This is a genomic window from Kribbella sp. NPDC058693 (assembly GCF_042715335.1).
GTDB lineage: Bacteria > Actinomycetota > Actinomycetes > Propionibacteriales > Kribbellaceae > Kribbella > Kribbella jiaozuonensis.
In genome coordinates, this window is record NZ_JBHXSQ010000004.1 from 866576 (window position 1) to 892414 (window position 25839).

Below are 25839 nucleotides of genomic sequence, written 5' to 3' on the forward strand. Positions count from 1 at the left end.
AGTCGCGGTTAGCTTACATGGGCCGAGCGTCCGGACGAAATCGGGTTAATCCGTGGGACGAGGGTGAGCAGTGTCGCCTCCGGCCGGCACGCGAACCGCACCGGCGCGTACGGCGAAGTACCGAGGCCGGCGGACACGTGCAGGGCAGCCTGGCGGCCGTCGTATCCCCAGGTGGACAGGCCCTTCACCCGAGACGTGTCGAGGTCGCAGTTGGTCACCAGCGCGCCGTACAGCGGCACCGCCAGCTGGCCGCCGTGCGTGTGACCGGCCAGGACCAGGGGATACCCGTCGCCGACGAACCCGTTCAGGACCCGCTGGTACGGCGCGTGCGTGACGCCGATCGAGAGGTCGGCCGTCGGGTCGATCTCGCCGGCGACCTCGTCGTACCGGTCGCGCTTGATGTGCGGGTCGTCGGTGCCGGCGAAGTCGAGGCGCACGCCGTTGACCTTGAGGGTGGCCTTGGCGTTGTTCAGGTCCGTCCAGCCGGCGCCGGTGAACGCGCGGCGCATCTCCTCGTACGGCAGGTCCGGGCCGTGCGGCTTGTGGCGCTGTTTGTGGGCCGGGAGCAAGTACTTGCCCGGGTTCTTGAAGTGCGGCTTCCAGTAGTCGTTGGAGCCGAACACGAACACGCCGGGCAGGTCGAGCAGGTCACCGTACGCACGGAGCAGCGGCCGGACCGAGTCCTCGTGCGAGAGGTTGTCGCCGGTGTTGACGATCAGGTCGGGCTCGAGCGCGGCGAGCTCGTTGACCCAGCGGATCTTGCGCTCCTGGGTGGGCCAGAGGTGCAGGTCGGACAGGTGCAGCACCCGGAGGGGCGCCGTACCTTCGGGGAGCACCGGGACGGTGACTCTGCGCAGGGTGAACCAGCGCACCTCGATGGCTGCCGCGTAGGCGACACAGGCGGCGCCTACGGCGGTGACAGCGGCCGTCGTCTTCAGGGCGGTCCTGGCGATGCTCATTTCACCAGCCTGCCACAATCGTGGTCATGTCCAACTCCGGAATGAAGCAGCGCCTGCACGACGACATGACCGCGGCCCTGAAGGCGCGCGACGATATCCGCAAGTCGACGCTGCGGATGGCGCTCACCGCGATCACCAAGGCAGAGGTGGCCGGCAAGGAGGCCCGTGAGCTCAGCGACACCGAGATCGTCGACGTACTCAGCTCCGAGGCGAAGAAGCGCCGCGAATCCGTCATCGCCTACCGCGACGCCGGCCGCGCCGAGCTAGCCGACAAGGAACAGGCCGAGGCGGACATCCTCGCCGAGTACCTCCCCGAACAACTCACCGAGGACGAGATCAAAGCCCTCGTCACCGAAACCATCGCGGCCACCGGCGCAGCCGACCTCGGCCCCCGAGGCATCGGCAAGGTAATGGGCGCCCTCCAACCCAAGGTCAAAGGCAAGGCCGACGGCTCGGTTGTCTCCGCCGAAGTAAAGCGCCAACTCGGCGCCTGATCCGAGCTGCCATGGGGATATGGCTGTACATCCTGAGCGTGCCGGTGCCCGGGCTCCTCGCCGCGAGCGTTCCGGTACGACGGATGCGCGCGCGAGCTCTCGCGTCCGACGACCTGTGCTGGCGCTACCTGATCCGGGTTCTGGTCCTGCTCGCGCTCACGTGCGTCGTGGCTGCGATTGCCGCGACGCACGACTACCCGAACAGTCCGATGTACCCGGTGGTCGCGTACGGGCCGGGCCTGGCACTGGCAGCCGTTCGCCTGGGACTTGAGGCGAAATACGTGCGGCAGGTGCTCGCCGGCCCGTGAGCCTTGTTAGCCGTGGCCGCGGCCGCCGCCGCCGCAGTTGGGGTATTTGGGGTTCCAGGGTGGGCAGTTGGGGTTGATGGTGGTGGGGCCGCCCGGGGGTTTGGTGGTGTTCTGGGGTTTGTTCGGCTGGTTCTTGTTGTTGCCGTTGGAGACGTAGATGGTGACCAGGGAGCCGTCGGGGGCGCCGTCGCGTTGGCGGGGATCGGTGTAGGCGACGGTGCCGGCGGTTTCCTCGGAGTTGACGGTGCCAGAGGCGATCGCTACGTCGAAGCCGGCCTGGCGGAGCTTGTTGGCGGCGTCGTCGGGGTTCATGCCGTTGACGAACGGAAGGCTCTTCACGTCACCGCGCTGGATCTTGTCCGACGGCGCGACGAAGTGCGTGGTCGGGTAACCCTGCAGGGCGGCCTTCATCGCGGCCTCCCAGATCGGCCCGGCGGTGCCGGAACCTGTCGGGTCGTGGATGCCGTGGCCGTTGAGCGTCTGGCCCTGCAGCGGCGAGTACGGCAGTGACGCGTCAGCCACCGTGGCAGCAGCGGCGAGCTTGGTCGAGTAGCCGGCGTACCAGACTGCCTTGGCCTCGTTGATGGTTCCGGTCTTGCCGGCCAGGTCGCTGTTACCGAACTTCAGCTTGCCACCGGTTCCGTTCGGCTCCATCACCTGGTGCAGTACGGCGTTGACGCCGTCGGCGACCTCCGGGGCCAGAGCCTGCTTGCAGTCCGCGCCGCGGGTGCTGACCGGCTTGCCGGCCGCGTCCTTGACCGAGGTGACCACCCACGGGTTGCAGTACATGCCGCGCGCGGCGAAGGCGGCGTACGCACCGGCCAGCTGCAGCGGGGTCACCAGGTCGACGCCCAGCGTCATGGACGGGACCTGCTGCAGCGGCCCCAGCGACTGGGCGTTGTACATGCCCAGGGAGGCCGCGATCTTGGCGATCGGGCACAGGCCGGTCCGCTGCGAGAGCTGCAGGAAGTAGGTGTTGGTCGACTTCTGCGCCGCCTGGATCATGGTCGGATCCGCGACGTTCTGCGTCGAGTTCTTCGGCGAGTAGTCGTCGGGAGTCTTCACCGTGCCGTTGCAGGTGCTGAACTTCGTGCCACCCAGCGGCAGCGGGCTCGGTGAGTTGATCTTGTAAGTGAGCGGAATCCCCTTCTGGATCGCCGCCGCGATCGTGAAGGCCTTCATCGTCGAGCCGTTCTGGAAGCCGCCGTACCCGCCGGCATACGTCTTCGGGGCGTTGTAGTTGTACGCCGTCTGCCCGCGCTTGCTGCCGTACTTGCGGCTCTGCGCCATCGCCTTCACCAGCCCGGTGCCGGGCTCGATGATCGTGATCGCGGCGATCGCCTGGTCGGTCGGCTTGGAGTGGGTGTCGATCGAGCGCTGCGCGTCCGCCTGGATCTTCGGGTCGAGCGACGTCCGGATCGTCAGGCCCGCGGTCTTCAGGTAGTTGGAGCGGTCGGTCTTCGTCTTCCCGAACGCCGCGTTGTTCTCGAGCTCGGAGACGACGTACTCGCAGTAGAACGGGTACGGCCCGTTGCCGCAGCCGAGCTTGTTCGAGCGGACCTTGTTCGGGTCGATGACCGGCGTCTTCAGCGCCGAGTTGGCCTGGGAGACCGAGATGACGTGCAGCTCGAGCATCCGCTTGATGACCACGTCACGGCGGTCCTTGGCGCGCTTGGCGTTGTTGGTCGGGTCGTAGCCGGTCGGGTTCTTCACCAGGCCGGCCAGCATCGCGGCCTGCGGCAGCGTCAGCTGGGAGGCGTTCACCGAGAAGTAGTGCTGGGCGGCGGCCTGGATACCCCACGCGCCGTCGCCGAAGTTGGCGAGGTTGAGGTACTTCTCCAGGATCTCCTGCTTCGAGTACTGCTTCTCGACCGCGATCGCGTACCGCAGCTCGGCGACCTTGCGCTGGTAGTTGTCGGCGGTCGCGGCCGCGACCTCCTCCGGCGTCTTCGCCTTCTCGACCAGGCTGATCTTCACATACTGCTGGGTGATGCTCGAACCACCCTGCTGCACCGAACCGGCGGACTGGTTCTGCATCAGCGCGCGCAGCGTGCCCTTGAGGTCCAGCGCGCCGTGCTCGTAGAACCGGTCGTCCTCGATCGCGACGATCGCCTTCTGCATGATCGGCGCGACCTGGGCGAGCTTGACCGGCGTCCGGTTCTGCTCGGCCAGCGTGGCGATGACGGAGCCGTCTGCTGCCAGGATGACGCTCTTCTGTTTGAGCGGCACCTCGTCGAACTGCTGCGGCAGGTCTTGCAGAGTGGTGGATGTCTTCTCTGTGGTGAACCCGGCGAGGCCGGCGAAGGGGATGGCGAGACCGGCGGCAAGAGCCCCCGACAGCACGCTCACCCCGAGGAACAGAACCACAGATTGGACGACTCCCCGGTCACCCTTTTCCCTGACGCGCATGGTTATAGAGACTACGGGACGCGCTGTTTGGGTTACCGCTCCGCTTATGACTTCAGTCACACCTGCTGGACAAAGTTCATCCAAAAGGACGAGGGCCCGAGCAGATCGCTCGGGCCCTCGCTTCGTACTTCGTTACGCGGCGTACTGGTGTGCCTGTACCTCGGCCGGCTCCAGCGCCAGCTCCAGCACCTCACGGACATCGCTCACCGGGTGAACGGTCAGCTCCGCGAGCACGGATGCCGGCACGTCCTCAAGGTCAGGCTCGTTCCGCTTCGGGATCAGGATCGTGGTCAGCCCGGCCCGGTGGGCGGCGAGCAGCTTCTGCTTCACCCCACCGATCGGGAGCACGCGCCCGGTCAGCGACACCTCACCGGTCATCGCGACCTCCGAACGGACCGGCCGTCCGGACAGCAGCGACGCCAGCGCCGTTGTCATCGTCACACCCGCCGACGGTCCGTCCTTCGGGACGGCACCGGCCGGTACGTGGATGTGGGTGTTCCGCTCGGCCAGGTCGCTGACGGGCAGCCCCAGCTCCGCGCCGTGCGAACGCAGGTACGACAGGGCGATCTGCGCCGACTCCTTCATCACGTCACCGAGCTGTCCGGTCAGCGTGACTCCGGTCGGGCCGGTCTCCTTGTCGGCCAGCGACGCCTCGATGAAGAGCACGTCACCACCCGCACCGGTCACCGCCAGGCCGGTCGCCACACCCGGAAGCGCCGTACGCTCGGCCGACTCCGGAGTGAACTTCGGCGAACCCAGGTACTCCTTCAGGTTGTCGCCGCCGATCGTCAGGGCGCCCAGCTCCTCGCCCAGGGCCAGCTTTGCCGTCACCTTCCGCAGTACGCGGGAGATGGACCGCTCCAGCTGCCGTACGCCGGCCTCCCGGGTGTACTCACCCGCGAGCACCCGCAGCGCCGAGTCCTCGATCTTCACCTCGTCCGCCGTCAGGCCCGCCCGCTCCAGCTGACGCGGGAGCAGGTGGTCACGGGCGATGATGACCTTCTCGTCCTCGGTGTACCCGTCCAGCTGCACCAGTTCCATCCGGTCCAGCAGCGGCGCCGGGATGGAGTCCAGCACGTTCGCCGTGGCCAGGAAGACCACGTCGGACAGGTCCAGCTCGACCTCCAGGTAGTGGTCCCGGAAGGTGTGGTTCTGCGCCGGGTCCAGGACCTCCAACAGCGCGGCCGTCGGGTCGCCCCGGTAGTCCGCACCCACCTTGTCGATCTCGTCCAGCAGTACGACGGGGTTCATCGAACCCGCCTCGGTGATCGCCCGGACGATCCGGCCCGGCAGCGCACCGACGTACGTACGCCGGTGACCGCGGATCTCAGCCTCGTCCCGCACACCACCCAGAGCGACCCGGACGAACTTGCGTCCCATCGCACGGGCCACGGACTCACCCAGCGAGGTCTTACCCACACCAGGCGGACCGACCAGGGCCAGTACGGCGCCACTGCGGCGTCCGCCGACCACGCCGAGACCACGGTCCGCGCGGCGACGCCGTACGGCCAGGTACTCGGTGATGCGCTGCTTCACGTCATCCAGACCGGCGTGGTCCGCGTCCAGCACGGCCCGCGCCTCGCGGATGTCGTAGCTGTCCTCGGTCCGCTCGTTCCACGGCAGCTCGAGGACGGTGTCCAGCCAGGTACGGATCCAGCCGACCTCGGGGGACTGCTCAGCGGTCCGCTCGAGCTTGTCGACCTCGGTGAGCGCGGCCTTGCGGACGTGCTCCGGCAGGTCGGCCGCCTCGACGCGGGCCCGGTAGTCCTCTTCCTCGGACTCGGCCTTGCCGTCCAGCTCGGCCAGCTCCTTGCGGATCGCGGCCATCTGCTGGCGCAGCAGGAACTCCCGCTGCTGCTTCTCCATACCCTCCTGGACGTCCTTCTGGATCGTCTCGGAGACCTCGAGCTCGGCCAGGTGGTCCTTCACCCAGCCGATCAGCTTCTCCAGCCGCTCGGACACGTTCGCGTTCTCGACCAGCCAGGACTTCTGCTCGTTGCTGAGGTACGACGCATAGCCGGCCAGGTCGGACAGCTCGGAGGGGTCGTCCACCTGCTTGATGGAGTCGATGACCTGGTACGCGCCGCGACGCTGCAGCACGGAGGTCGTCAGAGTCTTGTACTCGCGGGCCAGCTCGGCGGAGCGGTCGTCGGTGATCTCGTGCATCACCGTCGCGCCCACCCACAGCGCCGCACCCGGGCCGGCCGTACCGGCGCCGATGCGGACCCGCTGGGTCCCGCGGATCACGGCCGCCTGGGCACCGCCCGGCAGCCGGCCGATCTGCTCGATCTCACCGAGCGTTCCGGCCTTGGCATAGTTACCGTCCAGCCGCGGCACCAGGAGCACCTGGTCCTGACCCGCAGCCTGCGCGGCGTCGATGGCCGCCCGGGCCTCGCTGTCGGCGAGTCGGACCGGCACGACCATTCCCGGCAGGACCACGACGTCGTCCAGCGGCAGTACCGGAAGATTCAACGTATCGGTCACGCTGTCACACCCTTTTCCAAGTTGAGTCTGACAGGCTCAACCATTGGCGCCACCAGGTCATTCCCGGGGCCTTGGGGTGTTCGCTGACGGTGAAATCAAGTAATCATGCGGTCAGCAGGTCACCGATCTGGCGCAGACCGGTCAGGTCGTGCACATCGTCCGCGAGCGCCGGCACCTCGACGGTCCGGATCGCACGGTGGCCGCGGCGGAAGCGGTCGGCGCGGCGGTGGTCGCCCACGACCTGTTGCATCTTGTCCGCGTGCAACCGCAGTACTGCGGCCGTCAACGGTGACTTGTCCGCTTCCTCGAGTTTCTCGGCTGCAGCGAGTGACCGCTCCGCCGACAATTCCGTGGCCTGCGAGTTCGTCACCCTGTTCAGCACGACGCCGGCCAGCGGCATTCCCTCCGCCCGCAACCGCTCGGCGAAGTACGACGCCTCACGCAACGCGTCGTTCTGCGGCGCTGCCACCACGAGGAACGCGGTGTGCGGCTCGCGCAGCAACGCGACCGTCTGCTCGGCCCGCTGCCGGAACCCGCCGAACAACGTGTCGAACGCCGCGACGAACGTTTGTACGTCGGTCAGCACCTGCGCGCCGAGCACCTTGTTCAGCACCGACATCGCCATGTTCACGCCGGCCGACATCAGCTTGAACGGACCGCGCGCCGGCGCCAGCAGCAACCGGAGGAAGCGACCCTCGAGCAACGAGGCCAATCGCTCGGGCGCGTCCAGGAAGTCCAGCGCGGATCGCGACGGCGGGGTGTCGACGATGATCAGGTCCCAGTCGCCGGTCTGCTCGGCCTGCTTGTGCAGCTGGCCCAGCTTCTCCATCGCCATGTACTCCTGCGTGCCGGCGAACGACGAGGAAAGCGCCTGGTAGAAGGGATTCGCGAGGATCTGCTCGGCCTTCTCCGGCGTCGCATGCTGCAGTACGACGTCGTCGAACGTCCGCTTCATGTCGAGCATCATCGCGTCCAGCCGCCCGCCGTTGGCCACGTCCACCTCGGCCACCGCGCGCGGAGTGTTGTCCAGCTCGGTCAGCCCGAGTGACTGCGCCAGCCGTCGCGCCGGGTCGATCGTCAGTACGACGACCTTCCGCCCCCGCTCCGCTGCCCGCAGTCCCAGCGCCGCAGCTGTCGTCGTCTTACCGACCCCACCCGCACCGCAGGTGACGATGATCCGCGTCCCGGCATCGTCGATCAGCGCATCCAGATCGAGCTCGGTCATGCGCGCAGCTCCTCGGCCAGGTCGAACAGCGCGCCGTGGTCGATGCCCTCGGGCAGCAGTTCCAGCTCGACGACTTTCTTGCCCAGGGCATCTATCCGGTCGCGGTTCTCGCGTTCGAGCCCGACCCGGATCGCGTGGTCGTGCGCCTCGGCCGCGAGCGTCCCGACCAGGTCGTCGCCGATCGTGATCCCGGCCGCCTTGAGACCTCTGGTCAGCTCGGCGGTGGGCAGTTTCTCCTTCACCGCAAGGGCAAGTGCGTCGTCGTCGAGCGGGCTGTTGCGGACCATGTTCACCACGATCGACCCGATCCGCAGATCGATCTTCTCCAGTTGCTCGACCGCGTCCAGCGTTTCCTGGACCGGCATCTCCTCGAGCAGCGTGACCAGGTGCACCCGCGTGACGTCGGAGCGCAGCATGCCCATGATCGCGTCCGCCTGGTTGCGGATCGGCCCGACCTTGGCCAGTCCGGCGACCTCATGGTTGACGTTCAGGAACCGTCCGATCCGCCCGGTCGGCGGCGCGTCCAGCACGACGGCGTCGTATGCGAGCCGCCCGTGCGCCTTGCGGCGGGTCGCCTCGTACACCTTGCCGGTGAGCAGTACGTCGCGGAGCCCGGGGGCGATGGTGGTGACGAAGTCGATCGCGCCGACCTTCTCCAGCGCTTTCCCGGCGCGGCCGAGGTGGTAGTACATGTCGAGGTACTCCAGCAGCGCGGCCTCGGCGTCGACGGCCAGGGCGAACACCTCGCCGCCGCCGGGGCCCTGGGCGATGCGGCGTTCGACGTACGGCAGAGGAGGTACGTCGAAGAGCTGGGCGAGCCCTTGGCGGCCCTCGACCTCGCAGAGCAGAACCCGCTTACCCTCGTCCGCCAGGGACAGAGCCATAGCGGCCGCAACGGTTGTCTTCCCGGTGCCCCCCTTACCGGTGACCACGTGCAGTCGCGCCATAGGTCCCAGGGTAGGACGTGTCCCACAGCACACCGTTAGAGTCCCCTTCATGAAGAAGTTCGAGTACTTCACCGCGCCGCTGCTGGTCCACTCGACCAAGGAGATCCTGGACAACTTCGGCCAGGACGGCTGGGAGCTGGTCCAGGTCGTCCCGGGGATGAACCCGGAGAACCTGGTCGCCTACTTCAAGCGGGAGATCGAGGACAAATGAGCCACCCCGAGGAGAAGCTCGCCGAGCTCGGCCTGAAGCTGCCCGACGTGGCGAAGCCGGTCGCCGCGTACGTCCCGGCGGTCCGGACCGGTGATCTCGTCTACACGTCCGGCCAGCTGCCGCTGCGCGACGGCACGCTGATCGCCACCGGCAAGGTCGGCGGCGAGGTCAGCGCCGAGGTGGCGAGCGAGTGCGCCCAGCAGTGCGCGCTGAACGCGCTGGCCGCGGTGAAGGCCGAGATCGGCGACCTGGCGAACGTGAAGCGCATCGTCAAGGCGGTCGCGTTCATCGCGTCGACACCGGACTTCACCGGCCAGCCGCAGGTCGCGAACGGCGCGTCGGAACTCTTCGGCCAGGTCTTCGGCGAGGCGGGCCAGCACGCCCGCAGCGCGGTCGGCGTACCGGTCCTCCCGCTGGACGCCCCCGTCGAGGTCGAACTCATCGTCGAGGTCGGTTAACCACCCCGTGCGGGACCTGAACTCCGAACTGATGACCGGCCGAATGGCGGAAGTCGCGCTGGAATACGCCCGCGGCTCCCGCCCTCCGGCCGACCCCCGCCCGGCGTCCACAGTCATCCTCCTCCGCGACACCCCGGCGCCGCCGCCGAAGGCGGACGCGGAGGGAGCGCGCTCCACGCGGGACAGCTCCGGTGGACCGGAGGTCTACCTTCTCCGGCGGCAGCGGACGATGGCGTTTGCGGCGGGGATGACGGTGTTTCCGGGTGGGCGGGTTGATCCGGCTGACTCGGCGATTGCGGACTCGTGGTCCGGGCCGCCGCCGAGCGTGTTTGCCGAGCGGCTCGGGTGTTCCGCGGAGCTGGCTGCGGCGTACGTCGCCGCCGCGGTCCGCGAGACCTTCGAGGAGTCGGGCGTCCTGCTCGCCGGACCGTCCACCGAAACGGTCGTCGGAGACACCACCGGCGTGGACTGGGAAGCCGACCGCGTAGCCCTCGAATCCGGCGAGCTCCGCTTCGCCGACTTCCTCCACCGCCGCGGTCTCCTGCTGCGAGCGGACCTTCTGGGCGCCTGGGCGCACTGGATCACCCCGGAGTTCGAGCCCAAGCGCTACGACACCGCCTTCTTCGTCGCAGCCCTCCCCGCCGGCCAGGTCACCCGCGACGTGACCAGCGAGTCCGACCAGGTCACCTGGATCCGCCCAGCCGATGCGGTCGCCGCCGTCGATGCAGGCGAGGTGCTGATGCTGCCCCCGACCTACCTCTGCTGCCGTGACCTCACGCAGTACGACGACGTCAAGAGCATCCTTGCCGGAGCGGCCGACCGGGAGATCCGGACGATCATGCCCACCGTGCGCATCGACGGCGACCAGGCCTATCTGGAGACCACATGACTGAGTACGCGACCCTGATCCGGGCCGACAACCCCGGCCCGATGACGCTCGACGGCACCAACACCTGGATCCTGAAAGCGCCCGACGGCGAGCGATCGGTCGTCGTCGACCCCGGCCCGATGCTCGAGGACCACCTGACCGCGGTCCTGCAAGCGGCCGGCAAGGTCGCCGTCGTACTCCTGACCCACAAACACCCGGATCACTCCGAGGGCGCCGCCTGGTTCGCCAACCGGGCCGGCTGCGGCGTACGCGCCGTCGACCCCGCCTTCCGGATCCCCACCGATCACGCGCACGGCCTCGGCGAGGGCGATGTGATCACCGCCGACGGCCTGCGCATCGAGGTTCTCCCGACGCCGGGCCACACGCTCGACTCGGTCTGCTTCTGGCTCCCGCAGGACGGCTCGCTGCTCACCGGCGACACGGTCCTCGGCCGCGGTACGTCGGTCGTCGCGTACCCGGATGGTGCCCTAGGCCCCTACCTCGACTCCCTGAACCGCCTCCGCGCCTTCGCCAACTCCCCGGCCGGCGTAGAACGTCTGCTCCCCGGCCACGGCCCCGTCATCGACGACCCCGCCGCCGTACTCACCTACTACCTCGACCACCGCGAGGAACGCCTGAACCAGGTCCGTGCAGCCGTCGCCGAGGGCCACACCACCCCGGAGGCGATCGTCGAACACGTGTACGCCGACGTCGACAAGACCCTCTGGCCCGCCGCCGAACGCTCGGTGCGGGCCCAGCTGGACTATCTGAACGGCTAGCGCGCCCGCCGCTGCAGACGGTCGACGTCGAGGAGTACGACGGAGCGCGGCTCCAGGCGGACCCAGCCCCGGGAGGCGAAGTCGGCCAGCGCCTTGTTCACGGTCTCGCGGGAGGCGCCGACGAGCTGCGCCAGCTCCTCCTGGGTGAGGTCGTGGTGGACGTGTACGCCGTCGTCGGCCGTGCGGCCGAAGCGGCTGGCCAGGTCGAGCAGGGCCTTGGCGACCCGGCCCGGTACGTCGGAGAAGACGAGGTCGGCGACCACGTCGGAGACCTTGCGCAGCCGGCCGGCCAGCTGCAGCAGCAGGCCGCGGGCCACCGCGGGGCGGCCGTCCAGCCAGCGGAGCAGCTCGTCGTGGGTCAGCGACATCAAGGAGGCGTCGGTGACGGCGGTCACGGTCGCGGACCGCGGTCCCGGGTCGAACAGCGACAGCTCACCGAACATCTGGCCCGGGCCGAGCACCGCGATCAGGTTCTCCCGGCCGTCGGCCGACGTCCGGCCGAGCTTGACCTTGCCCTCGACCACGACGAACAGCCGATCACCGGAGTCGCCCTCGTGGAACAGCACCTGGCCGCGCCGCAGCCGACTCTCGGACATCGATGCGGCCAGGGCGTCGGCCGCCTCGTCGTCGAGCTGACTGAACAGCGGTGCCTGTCGGAGCACTGCGGCATCCACTTTGGGCCTCCTAGGACCTTCGACCACGACTGCGAGCGGGGGATCTGCCCCGTCCGGCACCGGGCCGTTCACACCCGGTCGCCACAAAACCGTAGCCCCTCCGGTGTCGGCACCGCCACGTAGGCTTGCCTCCATGCCATCCCCGCGTGTCGCGGAACCAGTCCCGGGAGCCCTCCCGACGGTCTCGCTGAACCTCCCCCGCAAGGCCCCGGTGTTCGTCGACGAGACCCACACCCAGCTGGTCCGGCGGGCCCGCAAAATGCACAAGGTGCTCACCGATACGTATCCGGACGCCCACTGCGAGCTGGACTTCAGCACTCCGCTCGAGTTGCTGGTGGCCACGATCCTGTCGGCCCAGACCACCGACGTCACGGTCAACAGGGTGACCCCGACGCTCTTCGCGAAGTACCCGTCGGCCCAGGCGTACGCCGAGGCCGACCGGGACGAGATGGAGGCCATCCTCAAGCCGACCGGCTTCTTCCGGGCCAAGACCAACAGCGTGATGAAGCTCGGCCAGGCCCTCGTCGACGACTACGACGGCATCGTGCCCGGCAAGCTGACCGAGCTGGTCAAGCTCCCGGGCACCGGCCGGAAGACGGCCAACGTGGTCCTCGGCAACGCCTTCGGCATCCCGGGGATCACGGTCGACACGCACTTCGGCCGTCTGGTCCGCCGGTTCGGCTGGACCGCCGAGGAGGACCCGGTCAAGGTCGAGCACATCATCGGCGAGCTCTTCCCGAAGAAGGACTGGACGATGCTGTCGCACCGGCTGATCTTCCACGGCCGCCGCCGCTGCCACGCCAAGAAGCCGGCCTGCGGCGCCTGCCCGATCGCCCAGTGGTGCCCGTCGTACGGCACCGGCCCGACCGACCCGGACGTCGCCGCGAAGCTGGTGAAGGTCCCGGCGTGAACCTCCCGGCACGATCGCGTACGACGTCCCGCCGCCTGCCACTGGTCTGTACGGCGACGGGCGTCGCGCTCGCGATCCTGCTGGCTGCCTGCGGCACCGAGAAGCCGGGAGCCGCTTCCAGCACGCCCCCGGTCGCTGGCGCCGACAAGCTGACGGCTTGTCCCTCGACGCCCTCGAAACCTCCGACGACCAACGGCCTCCCGGATGTCAGCCTGCCGTGTCTGGGCAGCGGCCCCGACATCCGGCTCGCTGACCTCCGCGGTCCGCTCGTGATCAACGTGTGGGCGCAGTGGTGCGGTCCGTGCCGCGACGAAGCGCCGTACCTGGCCAACCTCGCGAAGGCGGGGACCGTGAAGATGCTCGGGATCGACTACGACGACCCGCGGCCGGAGCTGGCGGTGAAGTTCGCGGCCGACGAAGGGCTGACGTACCCGCACGTCGTCGATCGGGACAAGGCGATCCAGCGCGCGTTGAAGATCGGCGGTCCGCCGCTGACCGCGTTCATCGACAAGGACGGCGCGGTTGCCTTCGTGCATCGCGGCGTACTCACGTCGCAGCAGCAGCTCGACCAGTTGGTGGAGGATCACGCGCGATGACCTTCGACGTGGAGATCCCGGACTGGCTGCGGCCGTTGGCGAAGGCGTCCGACGACGTCGACCCGAGCCAGTTGTCCCGGTTCCTGCCGCCGGATGATCCGTCGGTGCGGAAGTCCGCCGTCCTGATCTTGCTTGCTGATGGCAACGATGGTCCCGAAGTGCTGCTGACCGAGCGGGCCTGGACGTTGCGCAGCCACGCCGGGCAGATGGCGTTCCCGGGCGGGGGAGCCGATCCCGAGGACGGGACCGGCGACGAGGGTCTGGTCCGGACCGCATTGCGTGAGGCCGAGGAAGAGACCGGGCTGGACCCGGCCGGCGTCGTACCGTTCTCGATCTGGCCGGCGCTCTGGGTGCCGGTGAGCAACTTCGGCGTGTCGCCGGTGCTGGCCTGGTGGCGCGAGCCGTCGCCGGTCGTGGTGGTCGACCCGGCCGAGGTCGCGTCCGTGCACGAGGTGCCGATCAGCGCGCTCGCCGACCCGGCGAACCGGATCAGCTGCCTGCACCCGTCCGGTTTCACCGGCCCGGCGTTCGTCGTCGGCGACCTCTACATCTGGGGTTTCACCGCCGGGTTGCTGGATAAATTGCTGCTCCTCGGCGGATGGCGCCGCGACTGGGACCCCTCGGTCGTCGTACCGTTGCCCGACCGACTGGTCGAGGCGGCCTGGCGGAGGCACGGGGACAAGTCGGAAGGCGTGGAATGAGCTGGCTCGACTGGGCGGTGCTCGGCACCGCGGCACTGGTGGCGATCTCGGGGTACGTCGAAGGATTCGTACTCGGGGCGTGCGCCACGCTCGGCCTGCTCGGCGGCGCCGCGATCGGCGTCTGGGGTGTCCCCAGGATCCTGGACCACTTCTCACCGAGCGTGACGGTGTCGTTCGCTGCCCTCGTGCTGGTGGTGGGACTGGCCGCACTCGGGCGGATGCTCGGAGCGATGGTCGGCACCAGAGTGCGCAATCGACTGTCCTGGAAACCGATCCGCTTCCTCGACGCGCTCGGCGGCGCCGCACTGGCGGCCGCGTCGGTGCTGATCGTGGCCTGGGTGCTCGGCGTCGCGGTGAGCGGGGCGCGGATCCCGAGCGTGACGTCGGCGGTCCGCGGGTCGCAGGTGCTGGCGAAGGTCGACGAGTTCCTGCCGAACAGTGCGGACCGGGCGTTGCAGTCGTTCAACGACGTGGTCAACACCGATCTGTTCCCGCGGTTCCTCGACCCGTTCGTCCCGGAGCGGATCCGCGAGACGCAGCCGCCGGACAGCGCGATCGCGCGGCAGCAGCCGGTGCGGTCGGCGTACACCCGGATCGCGAAGGTGACCGGGGTCGCGAGCTGCTCGCGCGGTCTCGAGGGCAGCGGGTTCGTGTACGCGCCGCAGCGGGTGATGACGAACGCACACGTCGTGGCCGGTGTCAGTTCGCCGTCGGTCGAGGTGAACGGGAAGAAGTACGACGCCAGGGTCGTCGTGTTCGACCCCGAGACCGACATCGCGGTGCTGTACGTGCCGAACCTGAAAGAGCAGCCGCTGACCTTCGACTCCACCGGCAAGGCGGACGATTCGGCGGTCGTGCTCGGCTACCCGGAGAACGGTCCGTTCGACTCCGAGCCTGCCCGGATCCGCTCCGAGGAACGGCTCCGAGGCCCGGACATCTACGGTGACAAGACGGTCACCCGCGACGCGTTCTCGATCTGGGCCTCGGTCCGGCCCGGCAACTCCGGCGGCCCGCTGCTGTCGGCCAAGGGCACCGTGTACGGCGTCGTCTTCGCCGCCTCCGTCGAGGACAACCGCACCGGCTACGTCCTCACCGCCGAACAGGTCTCCACCGACGCCCGCACCGGCACCAGCGCCACTCAAGAGGTTTCCACCCAGTCCTGCACCTGATGCAGCAGGACGGAGTGGTCATCGCGTTGAAGGGGTGTGGCGGTGACAACTCGGGCGCTCCCCTTCGACGAGCTGGTGCAGTCGAGTCAGCAGCGGCTGCTGCGGCTCGGGCTGATGCTGACCGGGAGCGTGCACACCGGAGAGGACCTGGTCCAGACGGTCCTCGCGCGGGCACATCGCCGGTGGGAGCAGATCAGCGCGCTCGAACATCCTGAGGCCTACCTGCGGACGATGGTGGTCAACGAGTTCCTGAGCTGGCGCCGGCTGCTGAAGAACAACGAAGTACCGCTCGCCGAGCCGATCGAGCAGCCGACCAGCGAGGACCTCAGCGCCCGCCAGGCCCAGCGCGACGCCACCTGGCGACTGCTGGCCGGCTTGCCGCGCAAACAACGCGCCGTCCTGGTCCTTCGGTACTACGAGGATCTGCCGGACGCGGAGATCGCCGAGGTTCTGGGTATCACGCCCGGCACCGTTCGCTCCAACGCCGCCCGAGCCCTGGCAACGCTTCGCGACCGGCTACCCGAAGAGGAGGCCTGAGATGACCAAGCTGACCGATGAGGAGCTCGGCGACCTCCTCCGCGAAACCTTCGCGGACCGGGAGACCTTGGTCCGTCAGTTGCCTGAGGCGACGAAACGCCGCCACCCCGGCCCGATCCTGCTCGCGGCCGCCGCGATCCTCGCCGTACTTGCCGGCGTTCTGTACGGCGTCCATCGTGCCGACCGACCGGATCCTGCGCCGCCGGTGGCGGCCGCCACCGAGCCGGGCGACATCTGGGGCGCCGCTATCGTCGCCATCGCGCGTCAGTTCGCCCCGGCCGGCGGATGGCAGTCGATCGAGGTGTCCGGGCCGGGGGATCGGCCGTGGACCCTCCCGTCGGGGGCGACCCCGCCCCCCGTCGTGAAGTTCACTGCGGAGGACCGGAAGCGGATCGAGCAGGTGGTCGCGCCGGTCGCACCGGTGGTCTGGAACGGGCGAGACTCCGGAACTGCCTGCGACGGTAGGCGCGTGGCAAGCATCTCGGTCGGTCCGATCGTCGACAAGGGCGATCACCAGGAGGTTGCCGTCAGCATCTTCTACGACTGCGGTCGCGGCTACCTGCCGAAGTACCGCATCGAGAGGGTCGACGGCGTCTGGAAGGTCACCGGAACGATCGGTTATCCGACCGGCGTCGAGCCCCTCGGCGGCTGTCCTACGCCGGAAAAGACTTCAACCAGTCCACGACGAGCCTGTTGAACAGGTCCGGCGTTTCCTCGTGAGGGAAGTGGCCGGCTGGGGCGATGAGCTCGTCCCGTAGGGGCGCGGTGACGAGGCCGGCCGGGGTGGACGTGGTCGGGGAGATGGCGGAGTCCTGGGCGCCGTTGACCTGCAGGACGGGTGCGGCGACCGGCGTACGCATCCGGGACGAGTACTTGCGACCGTCTGGGCGCAATCGCGAGCGCGCGAACCAGCGGTGGTATTCGAGGGCGCAGTGCGGCGCCGGCCACACCTGGAGTGCCGCGCGGTAGCGGCGTGACGCTTCGGCGTCGGGGAAGGCGCCGTCCGGCGCGGCCCAGGCGCGGAGGAGGCCCTCGATGTGGATGCCGTCGTGAGCGAGCAATCGCCGTTCCGGAAAGACGGGTAGCTGGAACCACGCCGTCCGGCTCAACGCCTTGGCCCGGCCCGAGCGGGCCAGCACGAGCGGATGCGGCGCCGACACCGCAGCCAGCCCGCGGACCTGCCGGGGCGCCAGTACTGCGGCCGACCAGCCGATGAATCCACCCCAACCGTGCCCGACCACGACCGCGTCGGTCGCGCCGAGCGAGCGGATCACGCCGGAGACGTCAGCTGCTGCGGTGTACGGGTCGTATCCGCGCGGCGTCTTGTCGCTGGCGCCGTACCCGCGCAGGTCCATCGCCACCGCGCGGTAACCGGCGGCCGCGATCACCGGCAGTTGGTGTCGCCAGGCCCACCAGAACTCGGGAAAGCCGTGCAGGAACAGGACGAGCGGGTCGTCCGCCGCGCCGCACTCCGCCACGTGGAACCGGGCCCCGTTGGCCGCGACGAGCGAGTGCGACCAGGGGCCGTCGACCAGCAGATCGACGACTCCCGCCGGGCTCAGCGCCGTACGCCCGACTCAGGCAGGGCTGCGTGCTCCCCGTCGCCCTTGCCGATCGCCTTGAGCGCCTCGACCGACTCCTTCGAGGTCTCGATCGTCCGCTCCGGGCCCTTAGCGCTCTTCAGCGCCCGCATCCCGATGAACAGCAGGATCGCGCCGATCAGCAGGAAGGCCCCGGCCACGATCAGGAACGCGATGGCCGGGTGCAGGCCGGCCGCGGTCAGTCCGTACGCCGCGGCGATGCTCAGCAGGATGACCGCGAGCAGCGCCAGGAACGCGGCCGCCGCGAACAACCCGGCGCCGGTCCCGGCTGCGACCGCGGTCTTCTTCAGCTCGGTCTTGGCGAGCTCGACCTCACCGCGGACCAGGCTGGACAGTTCCTTGCTGGCGTTCGCGACAAGCTGGCCGACCGTGGGCTCGTCCCCGTTCTGCCCCATCGACATCGCAACTCCTTCCCACACGTCCGTGCCCCGACACTACAGTCCGTACCCGCGGTCAATCGGCGTACGCGCGGTTTCGGCGAGCCAGTAGGAGCGCGGCGATCAATGCGGCCAGCACCGAGGCAACCAGTACGGCGGCCTTGGCGCGCTCGACCTGGGCCGCATCCGATCCGAACGCGAGCTGGGCGATCAGCAGTGCGACCGTGAAACCGATGCCGGCCAGCACGGACACCGCGGCGACGTCGCGCCAGGCGAGGTCGGAGTTCAGCTCGGCCCGCGTGAAGCGCGCGGTCAACCACGACCCACCGAACACCCCGACGGATTTGCCGACCAGCAGCCCGGCGACCACACCGATCGCAACGGGATCGGTCAGCATCTGCCGTATGGCGGTCCCGCTCAGCGTCACGCCCGCGGCGAAGAGTGCGAACACCGGTACGGCGACACCCGCGGACCACGGCCGCAGCCTGTGCTCGATCCGCTCGGCCGGCGCGTGCTCCTCGCCTGGATCCGCGACGACGCGGGTGACGAGCCCGAGCGCGACGCCGGCGATCGTGGCGTGGATCCCGGACTCGTGCATGAACCACCACGTCGCGAGTGCGATCGGTACGTAGAGGAACGGCGTACGGACGCGGCGTCGCTGGAGGAAGTACCAGAGCGCGATCAGGACGACTGCGGCGAGCAGCGAGAGCAGGTGGAAGCCGTGCGAGAAGAACACCGCGATCACGAGGATCGCGCCGAAGTCGTCCACCACGGCCAGCGTCAGCAGGAACGCCCGCAGCGCACTCGGCAACGACGAGCCGACGATCGCGAGCACAGCCAGCGCGAACGCGATGTCGGTCGCGGTCGGCACCGCCCAGCCGTGCGGTTTGCCGTCGTCCGAGACCAGGTTGGTGGTCAGGTAGATGATTGCCGGGAGCACCATTCCGGCGATCGCCGCGACCACCGGTACGACGGCCTCGTTGAGCTTCGACAACGTGCCGACGACGAGCTCGCGCTTCAGCTCGACACCGGCCAGGTAGAAGAACAACGCCAGCGCCCCGTCCGACGCCCACGCCTCGACCGTCAGCGGGCCGAGCTGGATGTCGCGGACGTGGTGGTACGCGTCCTGCCACGGAGAGTTCGCCCAGACCAGCGCGACGACAGTGGCCGCGAGCAACAACAACCCGCCGGTGGTCTCAGCACGCAGCGTGTCGGCGAGGAACGCCCGTTCGCGCCCGAGGATGCGGGGGAACGCGCGCTTCTTCTGCCGGATCCGCGGGTGCTGGCTCATGTCGGCCCTTCATTTCGGGGTCGGTCGGACGGACGCCGACCAGACTTCCCGGCACACCCAGTAGCCGATTCTACCGGGTCGCGTGCGCTTTGCTAGCTGATCCAGACGCGCGGATCGGGACCCTTCGGGACGATGCCCGTCGGGTTGATGTTGGTGTGGGTGACGTAGTAATGCCGCTTGATCTGGTCGAAGTCGACCGTCTCGCCGAAGCCCGGGAGCTGGTACAGCCGGCGCGCGTACGCCCACAGGTTGGGGAACTCGGTCAGCTTCTGCCGGTTGCACTTGAAGTGGCCGTGGTACACCGCGTCGAAGCGGACGAGCGTCGTGAACAGCCGGATATCCACCTCGCGGAGCGTGTCGCCGAGCAGGTACTCACGGTCTGCGAGCCGTTCCTCGAGTACGTCGAGACGCGCGAACAGGGCGTCGTACGCCTCCTCGTACGCCTCCTGGCTGGTCGCGAAACCGCAGCGGTAGACGCCGTTGTTCACGTCGCGGTAGATCTCGTCGATCAGCACGTCCATCTCCGCGCGATCCGGCGGGATCAGCTGAGGCGCGCCCGGCTTGTGGAAGTCGGTCCACTCGGTGGAGAGGTCGAGCGTGATCTGCGGGTAGTCGTTCGTGACCACGTCGCCGGACAACGTGTCGACGATCGCGGGCACGGTCACGCGTCCGTCGTACGTCGGGTCTGTGCGCCGGTACGCCTCGGAGAGGAACTTGATACCGAGAACGGGGTCGGTGTCGTCCGGGTCGAGCGTGAACCGCCAGCCGCGCTCGTCGCGGATCGGGTCGACGATCGCCAGGCTGATCGCGTCCTCCAGGCCGAGCAGCCGGCGGGCGATGACGGACCGATGCGCCCACGGGCAGGCCAGGCTCACGACCAGCCGGTACCGCCCCGGCTCGACCGGCCAGCGACCCTGGTCGTCCGGACCCTCGCCCGGCGCCGACGTCGAGTCCCGCGTGATCCGCCCGGTGAATCTGTTGCCCTGCCGCTTCCATTCACCGGCCGACGACGTCTCCTGCACGAACTGTCCCGGGGTCATAACGACAAAACTACCCCTGCTGGGAATTGGCTGAGGCTGTGGATGGTCACTGGCCGTAAGGCGGCACTGGACGTTACAGTCGGGCTGACAAGGTCGTCCCGGGGCAGCGTGGTCGCCGGGCGTCTTGCGCGGTAAGACACACCGCGGTCCGCGTACCCCGGCAACCGGTTTGCCGGGCAGATTCCCAGGGATACTTGAGCTCATGGCCCGCCCACGGAACAACCCCGGCGATCTCGCCGAGCTCCCTACGGAGCTGCGGACCGATCGTCCGAAGGGTGACCAGATTCGCGAGATTCTGGAGAACCTCACCCGCTCGCTGGCCGTCGGTACCGTCCTGCCGTCCGAGCGCGTCCTGGCCGAGCGCTTCGGCGTGGCCCGGATGACGGTCCGGCAGGAAGTGGACCGGGTCGTGGCCGAGGGCCTGGCCAACCGCCGCCCGGGCGGCGGCACCTTCGTCGCCGAACCGCGCCCGTCGCGGATGCTCGCCTCGTCCTTCACCCAGGACATGATCAACCGCGGCATCCAGCCCGGCGCCAAGGTCCTCGAACACCGCGTCGGTGCCGCCGACGAGGACCTCGCCCGCGAGCTCGAAGAGCCGATCGGCACTCCCGTCCTGCACCTGGTCCGGCTCCGCACCGCGGACGGCGACCCGATGGCGATCGAACGCACGGCTTTGTCCCTGCAGCGCTACCCCGGCCTCGACGAGATCGACTTCGCCGAGAAGTCGCTCTACACCGAACTCTCCACCCGGTACGGCGTGACGCTGGGCATGGTCTCCGCCTCGATCGTCGCCGCCCCACCAGAACCCGGCGACGCCGAACTCCTCGAGATCGACAACTCCACCCCGTGCCTCATCATCACCGTGGCCCCCCGCACCGCCACCGACCAGGTCATCGAATTCGGCCGATCGGTGTATAGGTCGGACCGCTACGACATCACCGTCGCCTACCGCGCCACCTGATTTCTGCGGGTACTGCGGTCAACCCCCGCGTGCTTCGCAGCCGCCTCTCGTCGCTCCGCTCCTCGGCGCGGCAGCTCCGCGCGCTGCCCACCCGCCCCCGGGCTTATCGCCCGGAAGTGTCCTTTCCGGCTATCGCCGGGTGTTGCCGGCTATCGCCGGCGAGTTGCGGGCTGCCGCCCGCGGTGCGCTCGCTTTCGCTCGCGTGTGACTGCGTAGGCCGGGCGTCGCCGTGGAGGTGATGGCCGATTCACCCGTCATGCTCGCGCGGATCTTGGACGTAGATCGTTTGACCCGGCTGCCGAAGCCTTGCGGGACAACGTCAGCGGTTCGACATGGTCATGCACGCTGGGCGACTGCGTCGCTCGCAGCCCCGCGCATTTGAGCTGATGCGCGGCTGCTTGAACAACCACGAACGGGCACCGCCAGCAGGCAGTCAACGAGCGAGGCAGCGCGACCCGCGGGCGGCGACGTAGCTCGCGGGGCTGACCAGCACCCACTCGGAGTAGCCGCACGACGAGCAGACGCCGACCAAACGCAGTCACCTGCGAGCGACAGCGAGCAAACCGCGGCGGCAGCCGCCAACCCCGGCGATAGCCGGAAAGGACACTCCGGGCGATAAGCCCGGGGGCGGGCGCGTAGCACGCGGGGGCTTACGTCTCCAGGTACCTCGAGACCTCGTCCAGGATCAGGTCCATCGGCTTTGCTGCGTCCACTTGGAGGTAGCCGTCAGTCGGGCGTTTCGTCCGTTGGATCCACTCGCGGAACAGTTGTTCGCCGTCCGTGTCCGCGCCGCCTGCGTCGACCGCATGTTCGCCGACTGCTCGACGTTGGCTGCGGAGGGTGGGTCTGTCTCGGAGGCGGCTGTCGATGAGTGCGAGATCCTCCGTCCAGCACTCCACGTACTTGTACGCAGCACCCCGCTCCTCAGCGATCTCCCGGCCCGTCGCCAGGATCTCGTCGTACCCGCACGGGCTGTCCATCACCACGCTCACGCCCTGGTCCAGTAGATCGCGTGTGAGCGCAAACATGACCGGATACGCGGCCCGCCCGCTCGCCTCGACCGGAACGCCGCCGTCCAGGACCGCGCTCCGAATGACGTCGAGATCGACGACGATCGCGCCGTACCGCGCACCGACCTGCCGCGCGACGGTCGACTTGCCGGCCCCGGGAATGCCGGACATCTGCAGAAGGAACTGCTTCATACGTTCAGACTCCGGAGAACGTTCGGGGTCTCGCCGCGCTCCGCCAGACGGGCAACGACCTCCACGGTCAGCGCCTGGAGGAGCATCGCGCCGATCATCGTCGATGTGGCGCCGGTGCGTTCGGGGGAACCGGGCACCTCGATGAGCGCGTCACCCGGTACGCCGCAGTTGTCGATCACCACATCCGCAGTCTCGAACAACCGCTGGCCACCCGGCACCCGGGACGTCGTCGCCGTGGTGTGCGCCAAGGACGTCAGCGCGATCACCTGCGCACCCCGCTCCCGTGCACCCAGAGCGAACTCGACCGGTACGGCGTTCCGCCCGGAGTTCGACGCGATCAGTACGACATCGCCGGACTCCAGTTGGTTGATCTCCAGCAGAACCGCGGCCAGACCGGGCAGCCGCTCGAGCAGCGAGCTCTTCTGCAACCCCTCGTGCAGCATCAGCCCCGGCTCGAGGATCGCCCGTACGTCGGCCAGCCCGCCGGCTCGCCCGTAAACCTCCTCGGCCAGCGCGTGGCTGTGCCCCGTCCCGAACACCCAGAACCGCTTCCCGCCGGCGAGCGCGTCCGCGACCAGCCCGGCCGCCACCCGGATCGCCCCGAGTTGCGTCTCGGCCGCCTGCTGCGCGATCGCCAACGCCTTACCGAAGTACTCCTCAGCCCCAGCCATACGCCGAACCTATCGCCCGCGCCCCAGAGCCCGCGAGCACCCCGACTAGACCACTATTCCTGGCCCCGGAATCTTGCTCAGCGCAACGACGCCGGCAGGCGAATCGTGGGTGCGGCCAACGCTGAGATCACGGATGGCGGACCTCTCGCCCCATAGACTGCCCAGGTGGACGAGCAGCAGACTCCGACCGCCCTGATTCAGTTGCCGAGCTGGCTGCTGACCCAGAGCGCGGCCCAGGCGCACCGGATCGTCACCGAGTCGTTCGCCGCCGGGGGTGCGCGGGCGTACCACTTCCGGTTGCTCGCGACGCTGGTGGAGTTCGGCCCGGCCAGTCAGGCAGAGCTCGGTCGGCGCAGCTGCATCGACCGCAGCGACGTAGTTGCCGCGCTCAACGAGCTGGAGGGCGACGGGTACGTCGAACGCAGCCCGGACCCGGCCGATGCCCGACGCAACATCATCACGATCACCACGGCCGGCAAGCGGCAGTACAAGCGGCTGACGAACCTGGTCGGTAAGGCGCAGGAGGAGATCTTCGCGCCGCTCTCGGCCACCGATCGTGCCCGGCTGACCACGATCCTGACCAAGCTGCTGGGCTATCACCAGGAGCTGTAGGCCTACACGTCCGGCAGTTGGGCGCGAGCCGCTCGCTGGGTACGGCGTACGCGCAGCTCACGAGCGTGAACCCGGCGGCGCGCGGCCCGGGAGATCTTCCGGCGTTCCTCGGTCACAGGGGTCGGCTGGGAGTCGGTCTGCATCACGTTCACATGGTGTCCGATGCGCGGACCGGCGCGATGGTTCCGCCGTACGCCGGAATTTCTGCTCCGCCGGGCCCGGAATCGGTCCTGTTCGGCGCAGATTCGAAACGACTCGGCGATACCCCGGTTCCGTGGCAGGGTGAGCGTTGGTAGAAAGGTAGCCGGGCGCGCCGGCGCGCCGAAGCCAGCGATGAGGAGTCGTCGACGTGACGAATGCAGAGTCACCCAAGCCCGAGGCCCAGTCCGAGGCGCTGTCGAACCTGATGCACGAGGAGCGCCGGTTCGAGCCGCCCGCCGAGCTCGCCGCGAACGCCAACCTCAAGGCCGACGCGTACGAGCGGGCCGCGGCCGACCTGGAGGGGTTCTGGGCCGAGCAGGCCAAGCGCATCACCTGGGCCACCGAGCCGACGGAGACGCTGGACTGGAGCAACCCGCCGTTCGCCAAGTGGTACGCCGACGGCAAGCTGAACGCGGCGTACAACTGCGTCGACCGCCACGTCGAGAACGGTCTCGGCGACAAGGTCGCGTACTACTTCGAGGGCGAGCCCGGTGACACCCGCGAGATCACGTACGCGCAGCTCAAGGACGAGGTCAGCAAGGCGGCCAACGCGCTGCTCGAGCTGAACGTCCAGGCCGGCGAGATCGTCGCGATCTACATGCCGATGATCCCCGAGACCGTGGTCGCGATGCTCGCCTGCGCCCGGATCGGCGCCCCGCACACGGTCATCTTCGGCGGCTTCTCGTCCGAGGCGCTGAAGGACCGGATCCTGGACTGCGACGCCCGCATCGTGATCACGTCAGACGGTGGCTATCGCCGGGGCGCGGCGGCGGCGCTGAAGCCCGCGGTGGACGCCGCGCTGGTGGACTGCCCCGACGTACGCAACGTGCTTGTCGTGAAGCGCACCGGTCAGGACACCGAGATGGTCGAGGGCCGCGACCTGTGGTGGGAGGACTTCGTCGGCAAGCAGTCCGCGGACCACACGCCGGAGGCCTTCGACGCCGAGCACCCGCTGTACGTGATGTACACGTCCGGCAGCACGGGCAAGCCGAAGGGCATCCTGCACACGACGGGCGGCTACCTGGTCGGTACGGCGTACACGCAATGGGGTGTGTTCGACCTCAAGCCGGACACCGACGTGTACTGGACCGCCGCCGACATCGGCTGGGTCACCGGCCACAGCTACATCGTGTACGGCGCACTCGCGAACGCGACCACGTCCGTGCTGTACGAAGGCACGCCGGACACCCCGCACCAGGGCCGCTGGTGGGAAATCGTGCAGAAGTACAAGGTGTCGATCCTGTACTGCGCGCCGACCGCGATCCGGACGTTCATGAAGTGGGGCGCGGACATCCCGGCCAAGTTCGACCTGTCGACACTGCGGGTGATCGGGTCGGTCGGCGAGCCGATCAACCCCGAGGCGTACATCTGGTACCGGGAGAACATCGGCGGGAACAAGGCGCCGGTCGTCGACACGTGGTGGCAGACCGAGACCGGTATGCACATGATCTCGCCGCTGCCCGGCGTGACCGCTGGTAAGCCGGGCGCCGCGATGCGGGCGATCCCGGGCGTGAACGTGGACGTCGTCGACGACGCGGGCAACTCGGTGCCGGACGGGTCGGGCGGCTACCTGGTTATCACCAAGCCGTGGCCGTCGATGCTCCGGACGCTGTGGGGCGACGACCAGCGCTTCGTCGACACGTACTGGTCGCGCTTCCCGGGCGTGTACTTCGCCGGCGACGGCGCGAAGAAGGACGAGGACGGCGACCTGTGGTTGCTCGGCCGCGTCGACGACGTGATGAACGTGTCGGGTCACCGGTTGTCGACGACCGAGATCGAGTCGGCTCTGGTCTCGCACCCGAAGGTGGCCGAGGCGGCCGTCGTCGGTGCGTCCGACCCGACCACCGGTCAGGCGATCGCGGCCTTCGTCATCCTCCGCTCCGAGGCGGGCGACGGCGGCCCCGACGTGGTCCAGGAACTCCGCAACCACGTAGCCAAGGAAATCGGCCCGATCGCCAAGCCCCGCCAGATCATGGTCGTCTCCGAACTCCCCAAGACCCGCTCCGGCAAGATCATGCGCCGCCTCCTCCGTGACGTAGCCGAAAACCGCGAGGTAGGCGACGTAACCACCCTCGCCGACTCCACCGTCATGGACCTGATCAAAACCAACCTCGCCGCCGGCAAGTCCGACGAAGACTGACCAGTCCAAGTACT

Annotated in this window: 28 protein-coding genes; 15 read left to right on the plus strand and 13 right to left on the minus strand. The window is 68.8% G+C overall.

Features of this window, described 5'->3' with window-relative positions; all coding sequences use genetic code 11:
• Nucleotides 1–8 precede the first annotated feature (8 nt).
• Complete coding sequence (locus ACFWUU_RS30545; RefSeq protein WP_137252108.1) at nucleotides 9–959, minus strand: metallophosphoesterase; 951 nt, start codon at nucleotides 957–959, stop codon at nucleotides 9–11.
• 26 nt (nucleotides 960–985) lie between these two features.
• Between ACFWUU_RS30545 and ACFWUU_RS30550 the strand changes: the two genes are divergently transcribed.
• Both ACFWUU_RS30550 and ACFWUU_RS30555 read left to right on the plus strand, forming a co-directional pair.
• A complete protein-coding gene (locus ACFWUU_RS30550) occupies nucleotides 986–1453 on the plus strand; it encodes a GatB/YqeY domain-containing protein (RefSeq protein WP_380180609.1) in 468 nt (155 codons plus the stop codon).
• 11 nt (nucleotides 1454–1464) lie between these two features.
• Entirely contained in the window at nucleotides 1465–1761 is a 297-nt protein-coding gene (locus ACFWUU_RS30555; RefSeq protein WP_137252110.1) for a hypothetical protein, read from the plus strand.
• Between the two features lie 6 nt (nucleotides 1762–1767).
• Here ACFWUU_RS30555 and ACFWUU_RS30560 read toward each other — a convergent pair whose 3' ends face one another.
• From ACFWUU_RS30560 to ACFWUU_RS30575, 4 genes are all read right to left on the minus strand, one after another.
• Nucleotides 1768–4170 (minus strand): penicillin-binding protein, encoded by a 2403-nt coding sequence (locus ACFWUU_RS30560; RefSeq protein WP_380180611.1) that lies wholly within the window; start codon nucleotides 4168–4170, stop codon nucleotides 1768–1770.
• A gap of 132 nt (nucleotides 4171–4302) precedes the next feature.
• Complete coding sequence (gene lon / locus ACFWUU_RS30565; protein ID WP_380180613.1) at nucleotides 4303–6654, minus strand: endopeptidase La; 2352 nt, start codon at nucleotides 6652–6654, stop codon at nucleotides 4303–4305.
• A 103-nt stretch (nucleotides 6655–6757) separates the two neighbouring features.
• The gene (locus ACFWUU_RS30570) at nucleotides 6758–7879 is read right to left on the minus strand and encodes an ArsA family ATPase (RefSeq protein ID WP_380180615.1); all 1122 of its coding nucleotides are present in this window, start codon (nucleotides 7877–7879) and stop codon (nucleotides 6758–6760) included.
• Nucleotides 7876–8826 carry an ArsA-related P-loop ATPase gene (locus tag ACFWUU_RS30575; RefSeq protein WP_380180617.1) on the minus strand — a complete coding sequence of 317 codons (951 nt, stop codon included), beginning with the start codon at nucleotides 8824–8826 and terminating at the stop codon, nucleotides 7876–7878. Before ACFWUU_RS30575 ends, ACFWUU_RS30570 begins: the two co-directional genes overlap by 4 nt.
• A gap of 49 nt (nucleotides 8827–8875) precedes the next feature.
• On the opposite strand from ACFWUU_RS30575, the gene ACFWUU_RS30580 reads away from it, so the two are divergent.
• The 4 genes from ACFWUU_RS30580 to ACFWUU_RS30595 are packed head-to-tail and all read left to right on the plus strand — an operon-like array spanning nucleotide 8876 to nucleotide 11142.
• A complete protein-coding gene (locus tag ACFWUU_RS30580; RefSeq protein ID WP_130386959.1) occupies nucleotides 8876–9037 on the plus strand; it encodes a DUF4177 domain-containing protein in 162 nt (53 codons plus the stop codon).
• A complete protein-coding gene (locus ACFWUU_RS30585) occupies nucleotides 9034–9495 on the plus strand; it encodes a RidA family protein (protein ID WP_380180619.1) in 462 nt (153 codons plus the stop codon). Before ACFWUU_RS30580 ends, ACFWUU_RS30585 begins: the two co-directional genes overlap by 4 nt.
• Nucleotides 9496–9538: 43 nt before the next feature.
• Nucleotides 9539–10384 (plus strand): NUDIX hydrolase, encoded by an 846-nt coding sequence (locus ACFWUU_RS30590; protein WP_380180621.1) that lies wholly within the window; start codon nucleotides 9539–9541, stop codon nucleotides 10382–10384.
• Entirely contained in the window at nucleotides 10381–11142 is a 762-nt protein-coding gene (locus ACFWUU_RS30595) for an MBL fold metallo-hydrolase (protein WP_380180623.1), read from the plus strand. Before ACFWUU_RS30590 ends, ACFWUU_RS30595 begins: the two co-directional genes overlap by 4 nt.
• Here ACFWUU_RS30595 and ACFWUU_RS30600 read toward each other — a convergent pair.
• Nucleotides 11139–11816 carry a Crp/Fnr family transcriptional regulator gene (locus ACFWUU_RS30600; RefSeq protein WP_137252118.1) on the minus strand — a complete coding sequence of 226 codons (678 nt, stop codon included), beginning with the start codon at nucleotides 11814–11816 and terminating at the stop codon, nucleotides 11139–11141. The two genes, ACFWUU_RS30595 and ACFWUU_RS30600, sit on opposite strands and share 4 nt — an antisense overlap.
• Before the next feature lie 133 nt (nucleotides 11817–11949).
• On the opposite strand from ACFWUU_RS30600, the gene nth reads away from it, so the two are divergent.
• The 6 genes from nth to ACFWUU_RS30630 are packed head-to-tail and all read left to right on the plus strand — an operon-like array spanning nucleotide 11950 to nucleotide 16426.
• Nucleotides 11950–12726: an endonuclease III gene (nth, locus tag ACFWUU_RS30605; RefSeq protein WP_137252119.1), complete on the plus strand. Its 777-nt coding sequence runs from the start codon at nucleotides 11950–11952 to the stop codon at nucleotides 12724–12726.
• Nucleotides 12723–13322 carry a TlpA disulfide reductase family protein gene (locus ACFWUU_RS30610; RefSeq protein ID WP_233714439.1) on the plus strand — a complete coding sequence of 200 codons (600 nt, stop codon included), beginning with the start codon at nucleotides 12723–12725 and terminating at the stop codon, nucleotides 13320–13322. Before nth ends, ACFWUU_RS30610 begins: the two co-directional genes overlap by 4 nt.
• On the plus strand, nucleotides 13319–14023 hold the full coding sequence (locus ACFWUU_RS30615; RefSeq protein ID WP_380180625.1) for an NUDIX hydrolase: 705 nt from the start codon (nucleotides 13319–13321) through the stop codon (nucleotides 14021–14023). Before ACFWUU_RS30610 ends, ACFWUU_RS30615 begins: the two co-directional genes overlap by 4 nt.
• Entirely contained in the window at nucleotides 14020–15192 is a 1173-nt protein-coding gene (locus tag ACFWUU_RS30620) for a MarP family serine protease (protein WP_137252121.1), read from the plus strand. Before ACFWUU_RS30615 ends, ACFWUU_RS30620 begins: the two co-directional genes overlap by 4 nt.
• A 42-nt stretch (nucleotides 15193–15234) precedes the next feature.
• Nucleotides 15235–15729 carry a SigE family RNA polymerase sigma factor gene (locus tag ACFWUU_RS30625; RefSeq protein WP_380180627.1) on the plus strand — a complete coding sequence of 165 codons (495 nt, stop codon included), beginning with the start codon at nucleotides 15235–15237 and terminating at the stop codon, nucleotides 15727–15729.
• A 1-nt stretch (nucleotide 15730) separates the two neighbouring features.
• On the plus strand, nucleotides 15731–16426 hold the full coding sequence (locus ACFWUU_RS30630; RefSeq protein WP_380180629.1) for a hypothetical protein: 696 nt from the start codon (nucleotides 15731–15733) through the stop codon (nucleotides 16424–16426).
• On the opposite strand, the gene ACFWUU_RS30635 is transcribed toward ACFWUU_RS30630, so the two are convergent.
• The 4 genes from ACFWUU_RS30635 to ACFWUU_RS30650 all read right to left on the minus strand — a co-directional run bounded on the left by ACFWUU_RS30635 (nucleotide 16383) and on the right by ACFWUU_RS30650 (nucleotide 20038).
• Nucleotides 16383–17207, minus strand: a complete 825-nt coding sequence (locus tag ACFWUU_RS30635; protein WP_380180631.1) for an alpha/beta fold hydrolase — start codon at nucleotides 17205–17207, stop codon at nucleotides 16383–16385. The genes ACFWUU_RS30630 and ACFWUU_RS30635 overlap by 44 nt on opposite strands.
• A gap of 80 nt (nucleotides 17208–17287) precedes the next feature.
• Nucleotides 17288–17731 (minus strand): phage holin family protein, encoded by a 444-nt coding sequence (locus ACFWUU_RS30640; protein WP_380180633.1) that lies wholly within the window; start codon nucleotides 17729–17731, stop codon nucleotides 17288–17290.
• Nucleotides 17732–17783: 52 nt separating this feature from the next.
• Nucleotides 17784–18998: a Na+/H+ antiporter NhaA gene (gene nhaA, locus ACFWUU_RS30645; protein WP_380180635.1), complete on the minus strand. Its 1215-nt coding sequence runs from the start codon at nucleotides 18996–18998 to the stop codon at nucleotides 17784–17786.
• A gap of 92 nt (nucleotides 18999–19090) precedes the next feature.
• Nucleotides 19091–20038 (minus strand): glutathione S-transferase family protein, encoded by a 948-nt coding sequence (locus tag ACFWUU_RS30650; protein WP_380180637.1) that lies wholly within the window; start codon nucleotides 20036–20038, stop codon nucleotides 19091–19093.
• A 202-nt stretch (nucleotides 20039–20240) separates the two neighbouring features.
• Here ACFWUU_RS30650 and ACFWUU_RS30655 point away from each other — a divergent pair, with 202 nt between their 5' ends.
• Nucleotides 20241–20999, plus strand: coding sequence for a GntR family transcriptional regulator (locus ACFWUU_RS30655; RefSeq protein ID WP_137252129.1), 759 nt, complete (start codon nucleotides 20241–20243; stop codon nucleotides 20997–20999).
• Between the two features lie 650 nt (nucleotides 21000–21649).
• Here ACFWUU_RS30655 and ACFWUU_RS30660 read toward each other — a convergent pair.
• Together ACFWUU_RS30660 and ACFWUU_RS30665 are read right to left on the minus strand one after the other, a co-directional pair.
• Nucleotides 21650–22201, minus strand: a complete 552-nt coding sequence (locus ACFWUU_RS30660) for an AAA family ATPase (RefSeq protein ID WP_380180639.1) — start codon at nucleotides 22199–22201, stop codon at nucleotides 21650–21652.
• On the minus strand, nucleotides 22198–22872 hold the full coding sequence (locus tag ACFWUU_RS30665; RefSeq protein ID WP_380180641.1) for a sugar isomerase domain-containing protein: 675 nt from the start codon (nucleotides 22870–22872) through the stop codon (nucleotides 22198–22200). The genes ACFWUU_RS30660 and ACFWUU_RS30665 overlap by 4 nt, the downstream gene beginning before the upstream one ends.
• Nucleotides 22873–23037: 165 nt before the next feature.
• Between ACFWUU_RS30665 and ACFWUU_RS30670 the strand changes: the two genes are divergently transcribed.
• Entirely contained in the window at nucleotides 23038–23484 is a 447-nt protein-coding gene (locus ACFWUU_RS30670) for a MarR family winged helix-turn-helix transcriptional regulator (protein WP_380180643.1), read from the plus strand.
• A 2-nt stretch (nucleotides 23485–23486) separates the two neighbouring features.
• Here the strand turns inward: ACFWUU_RS30670 and ACFWUU_RS30675 are convergent, their stop codons facing one another.
• A complete protein-coding gene (locus ACFWUU_RS30675; RefSeq protein WP_380180645.1) occupies nucleotides 23487–23630 on the minus strand; it encodes a hypothetical protein in 144 nt (47 codons plus the stop codon).
• A gap of 260 nt (nucleotides 23631–23890) precedes the next feature.
• On the opposite strand from ACFWUU_RS30675, the gene acs reads away from it, so the two are divergent.
• Nucleotides 23891–25825, plus strand: a complete 1935-nt coding sequence (acs, locus tag ACFWUU_RS30680) for an acetate--CoA ligase (protein ID WP_380181779.1) — start codon at nucleotides 23891–23893, stop codon at nucleotides 25823–25825.
• Nucleotides 25826–25839 lie beyond the last annotated feature (14 nt).

Coding starts and splice junctions, on each gene's coding strand:
- ACFWUU_RS30660 (WP_380180639.1), bottom strand. CDS start 22,201: ATGAAGCAGTTCCTTCTGCAGATGTCCGGCATTCCCGGGGCCGGCAAG.
- ACFWUU_RS30655 (WP_137252129.1), top strand. CDS start 20,241: ATGGCCCGCCCACGGAACAACCCCGGCGATCTCGCCGAGCTCCCTACG.
- acs (WP_380181779.1), top strand. CDS start 23,891: ATGCACGAGGAGCGCCGGTTCGAGCCGCCCGCCGAGCTCGCCGCGAAC.
- ACFWUU_RS30640 (WP_380180633.1), bottom strand. CDS start 17,731: ATGTCGATGGGGCAGAACGGGGACGAGCCCACGGTCGGCCAGCTTGTC.
- ACFWUU_RS30590 (WP_380180621.1), top strand. CDS start 9,539: ATGGCGGAAGTCGCGCTGGAATACGCCCGCGGCTCCCGCCCTCCGGCC.
- ACFWUU_RS30560 (WP_380180611.1), bottom strand. CDS start 4,170: ATGCGCGTCAGGGAAAAGGGTGACCGGGGAGTCGTCCAATCTGTGGTT.
- ACFWUU_RS30570 (WP_380180615.1), bottom strand. CDS start 7,879: ATGACCGAGCTCGATCTGGATGCGCTGATCGACGATGCCGGGACGCGG.
- ACFWUU_RS30620 (WP_137252121.1), top strand. CDS start 14,020: ATGAGCTGGCTCGACTGGGCGGTGCTCGGCACCGCGGCACTGGTGGCG.
- ACFWUU_RS30585 (WP_380180619.1), top strand. CDS start 9,034: ATGAGCCACCCCGAGGAGAAGCTCGCCGAGCTCGGCCTGAAGCTGCCC.
- nhaA (WP_380180635.1), bottom strand. CDS start 18,998: ATGAGCCAGCACCCGCGGATCCGGCAGAAGAAGCGCGCGTTCCCCCGC.
- ACFWUU_RS30575 (WP_380180617.1), bottom strand. CDS start 8,826: ATGGCGCGACTGCACGTGGTCACCGGTAAGGGGGGCACCGGGAAGACA.
- ACFWUU_RS30630 (WP_380180629.1), top strand. CDS start 15,731: ATGACCAAGCTGACCGATGAGGAGCTCGGCGACCTCCTCCGCGAAACC.
- nth (WP_137252119.1), top strand. CDS start 11,950: ATGCCATCCCCGCGTGTCGCGGAACCAGTCCCGGGAGCCCTCCCGACG.
- ACFWUU_RS30550 (WP_380180609.1), top strand. CDS start 986: ATGTCCAACTCCGGAATGAAGCAGCGCCTGCACGACGACATGACCGCG.
- ACFWUU_RS30665 (WP_380180641.1), bottom strand. CDS start 22,872: ATGGCTGGGGCTGAGGAGTACTTCGGTAAGGCGTTGGCGATCGCGCAG.
- ACFWUU_RS30595 (WP_380180623.1), top strand. CDS start 10,381: ATGACTGAGTACGCGACCCTGATCCGGGCCGACAACCCCGGCCCGATG.
- ACFWUU_RS30545 (WP_137252108.1), bottom strand. CDS start 959: ATGAGCATCGCCAGGACCGCCCTGAAGACGACGGCCGCTGTCACCGCC.
- ACFWUU_RS30580 (WP_130386959.1), top strand. CDS start 8,876: ATGAAGAAGTTCGAGTACTTCACCGCGCCGCTGCTGGTCCACTCGACC.
- ACFWUU_RS30615 (WP_380180625.1), top strand. CDS start 13,319: ATGACCTTCGACGTGGAGATCCCGGACTGGCTGCGGCCGTTGGCGAAG.
- ACFWUU_RS30555 (WP_137252110.1), top strand. CDS start 1,465: ATGGGGATATGGCTGTACATCCTGAGCGTGCCGGTGCCCGGGCTCCTC.
- ACFWUU_RS30650 (WP_380180637.1), bottom strand. CDS start 20,038: ATGACCCCGGGACAGTTCGTGCAGGAGACGTCGTCGGCCGGTGAATGG.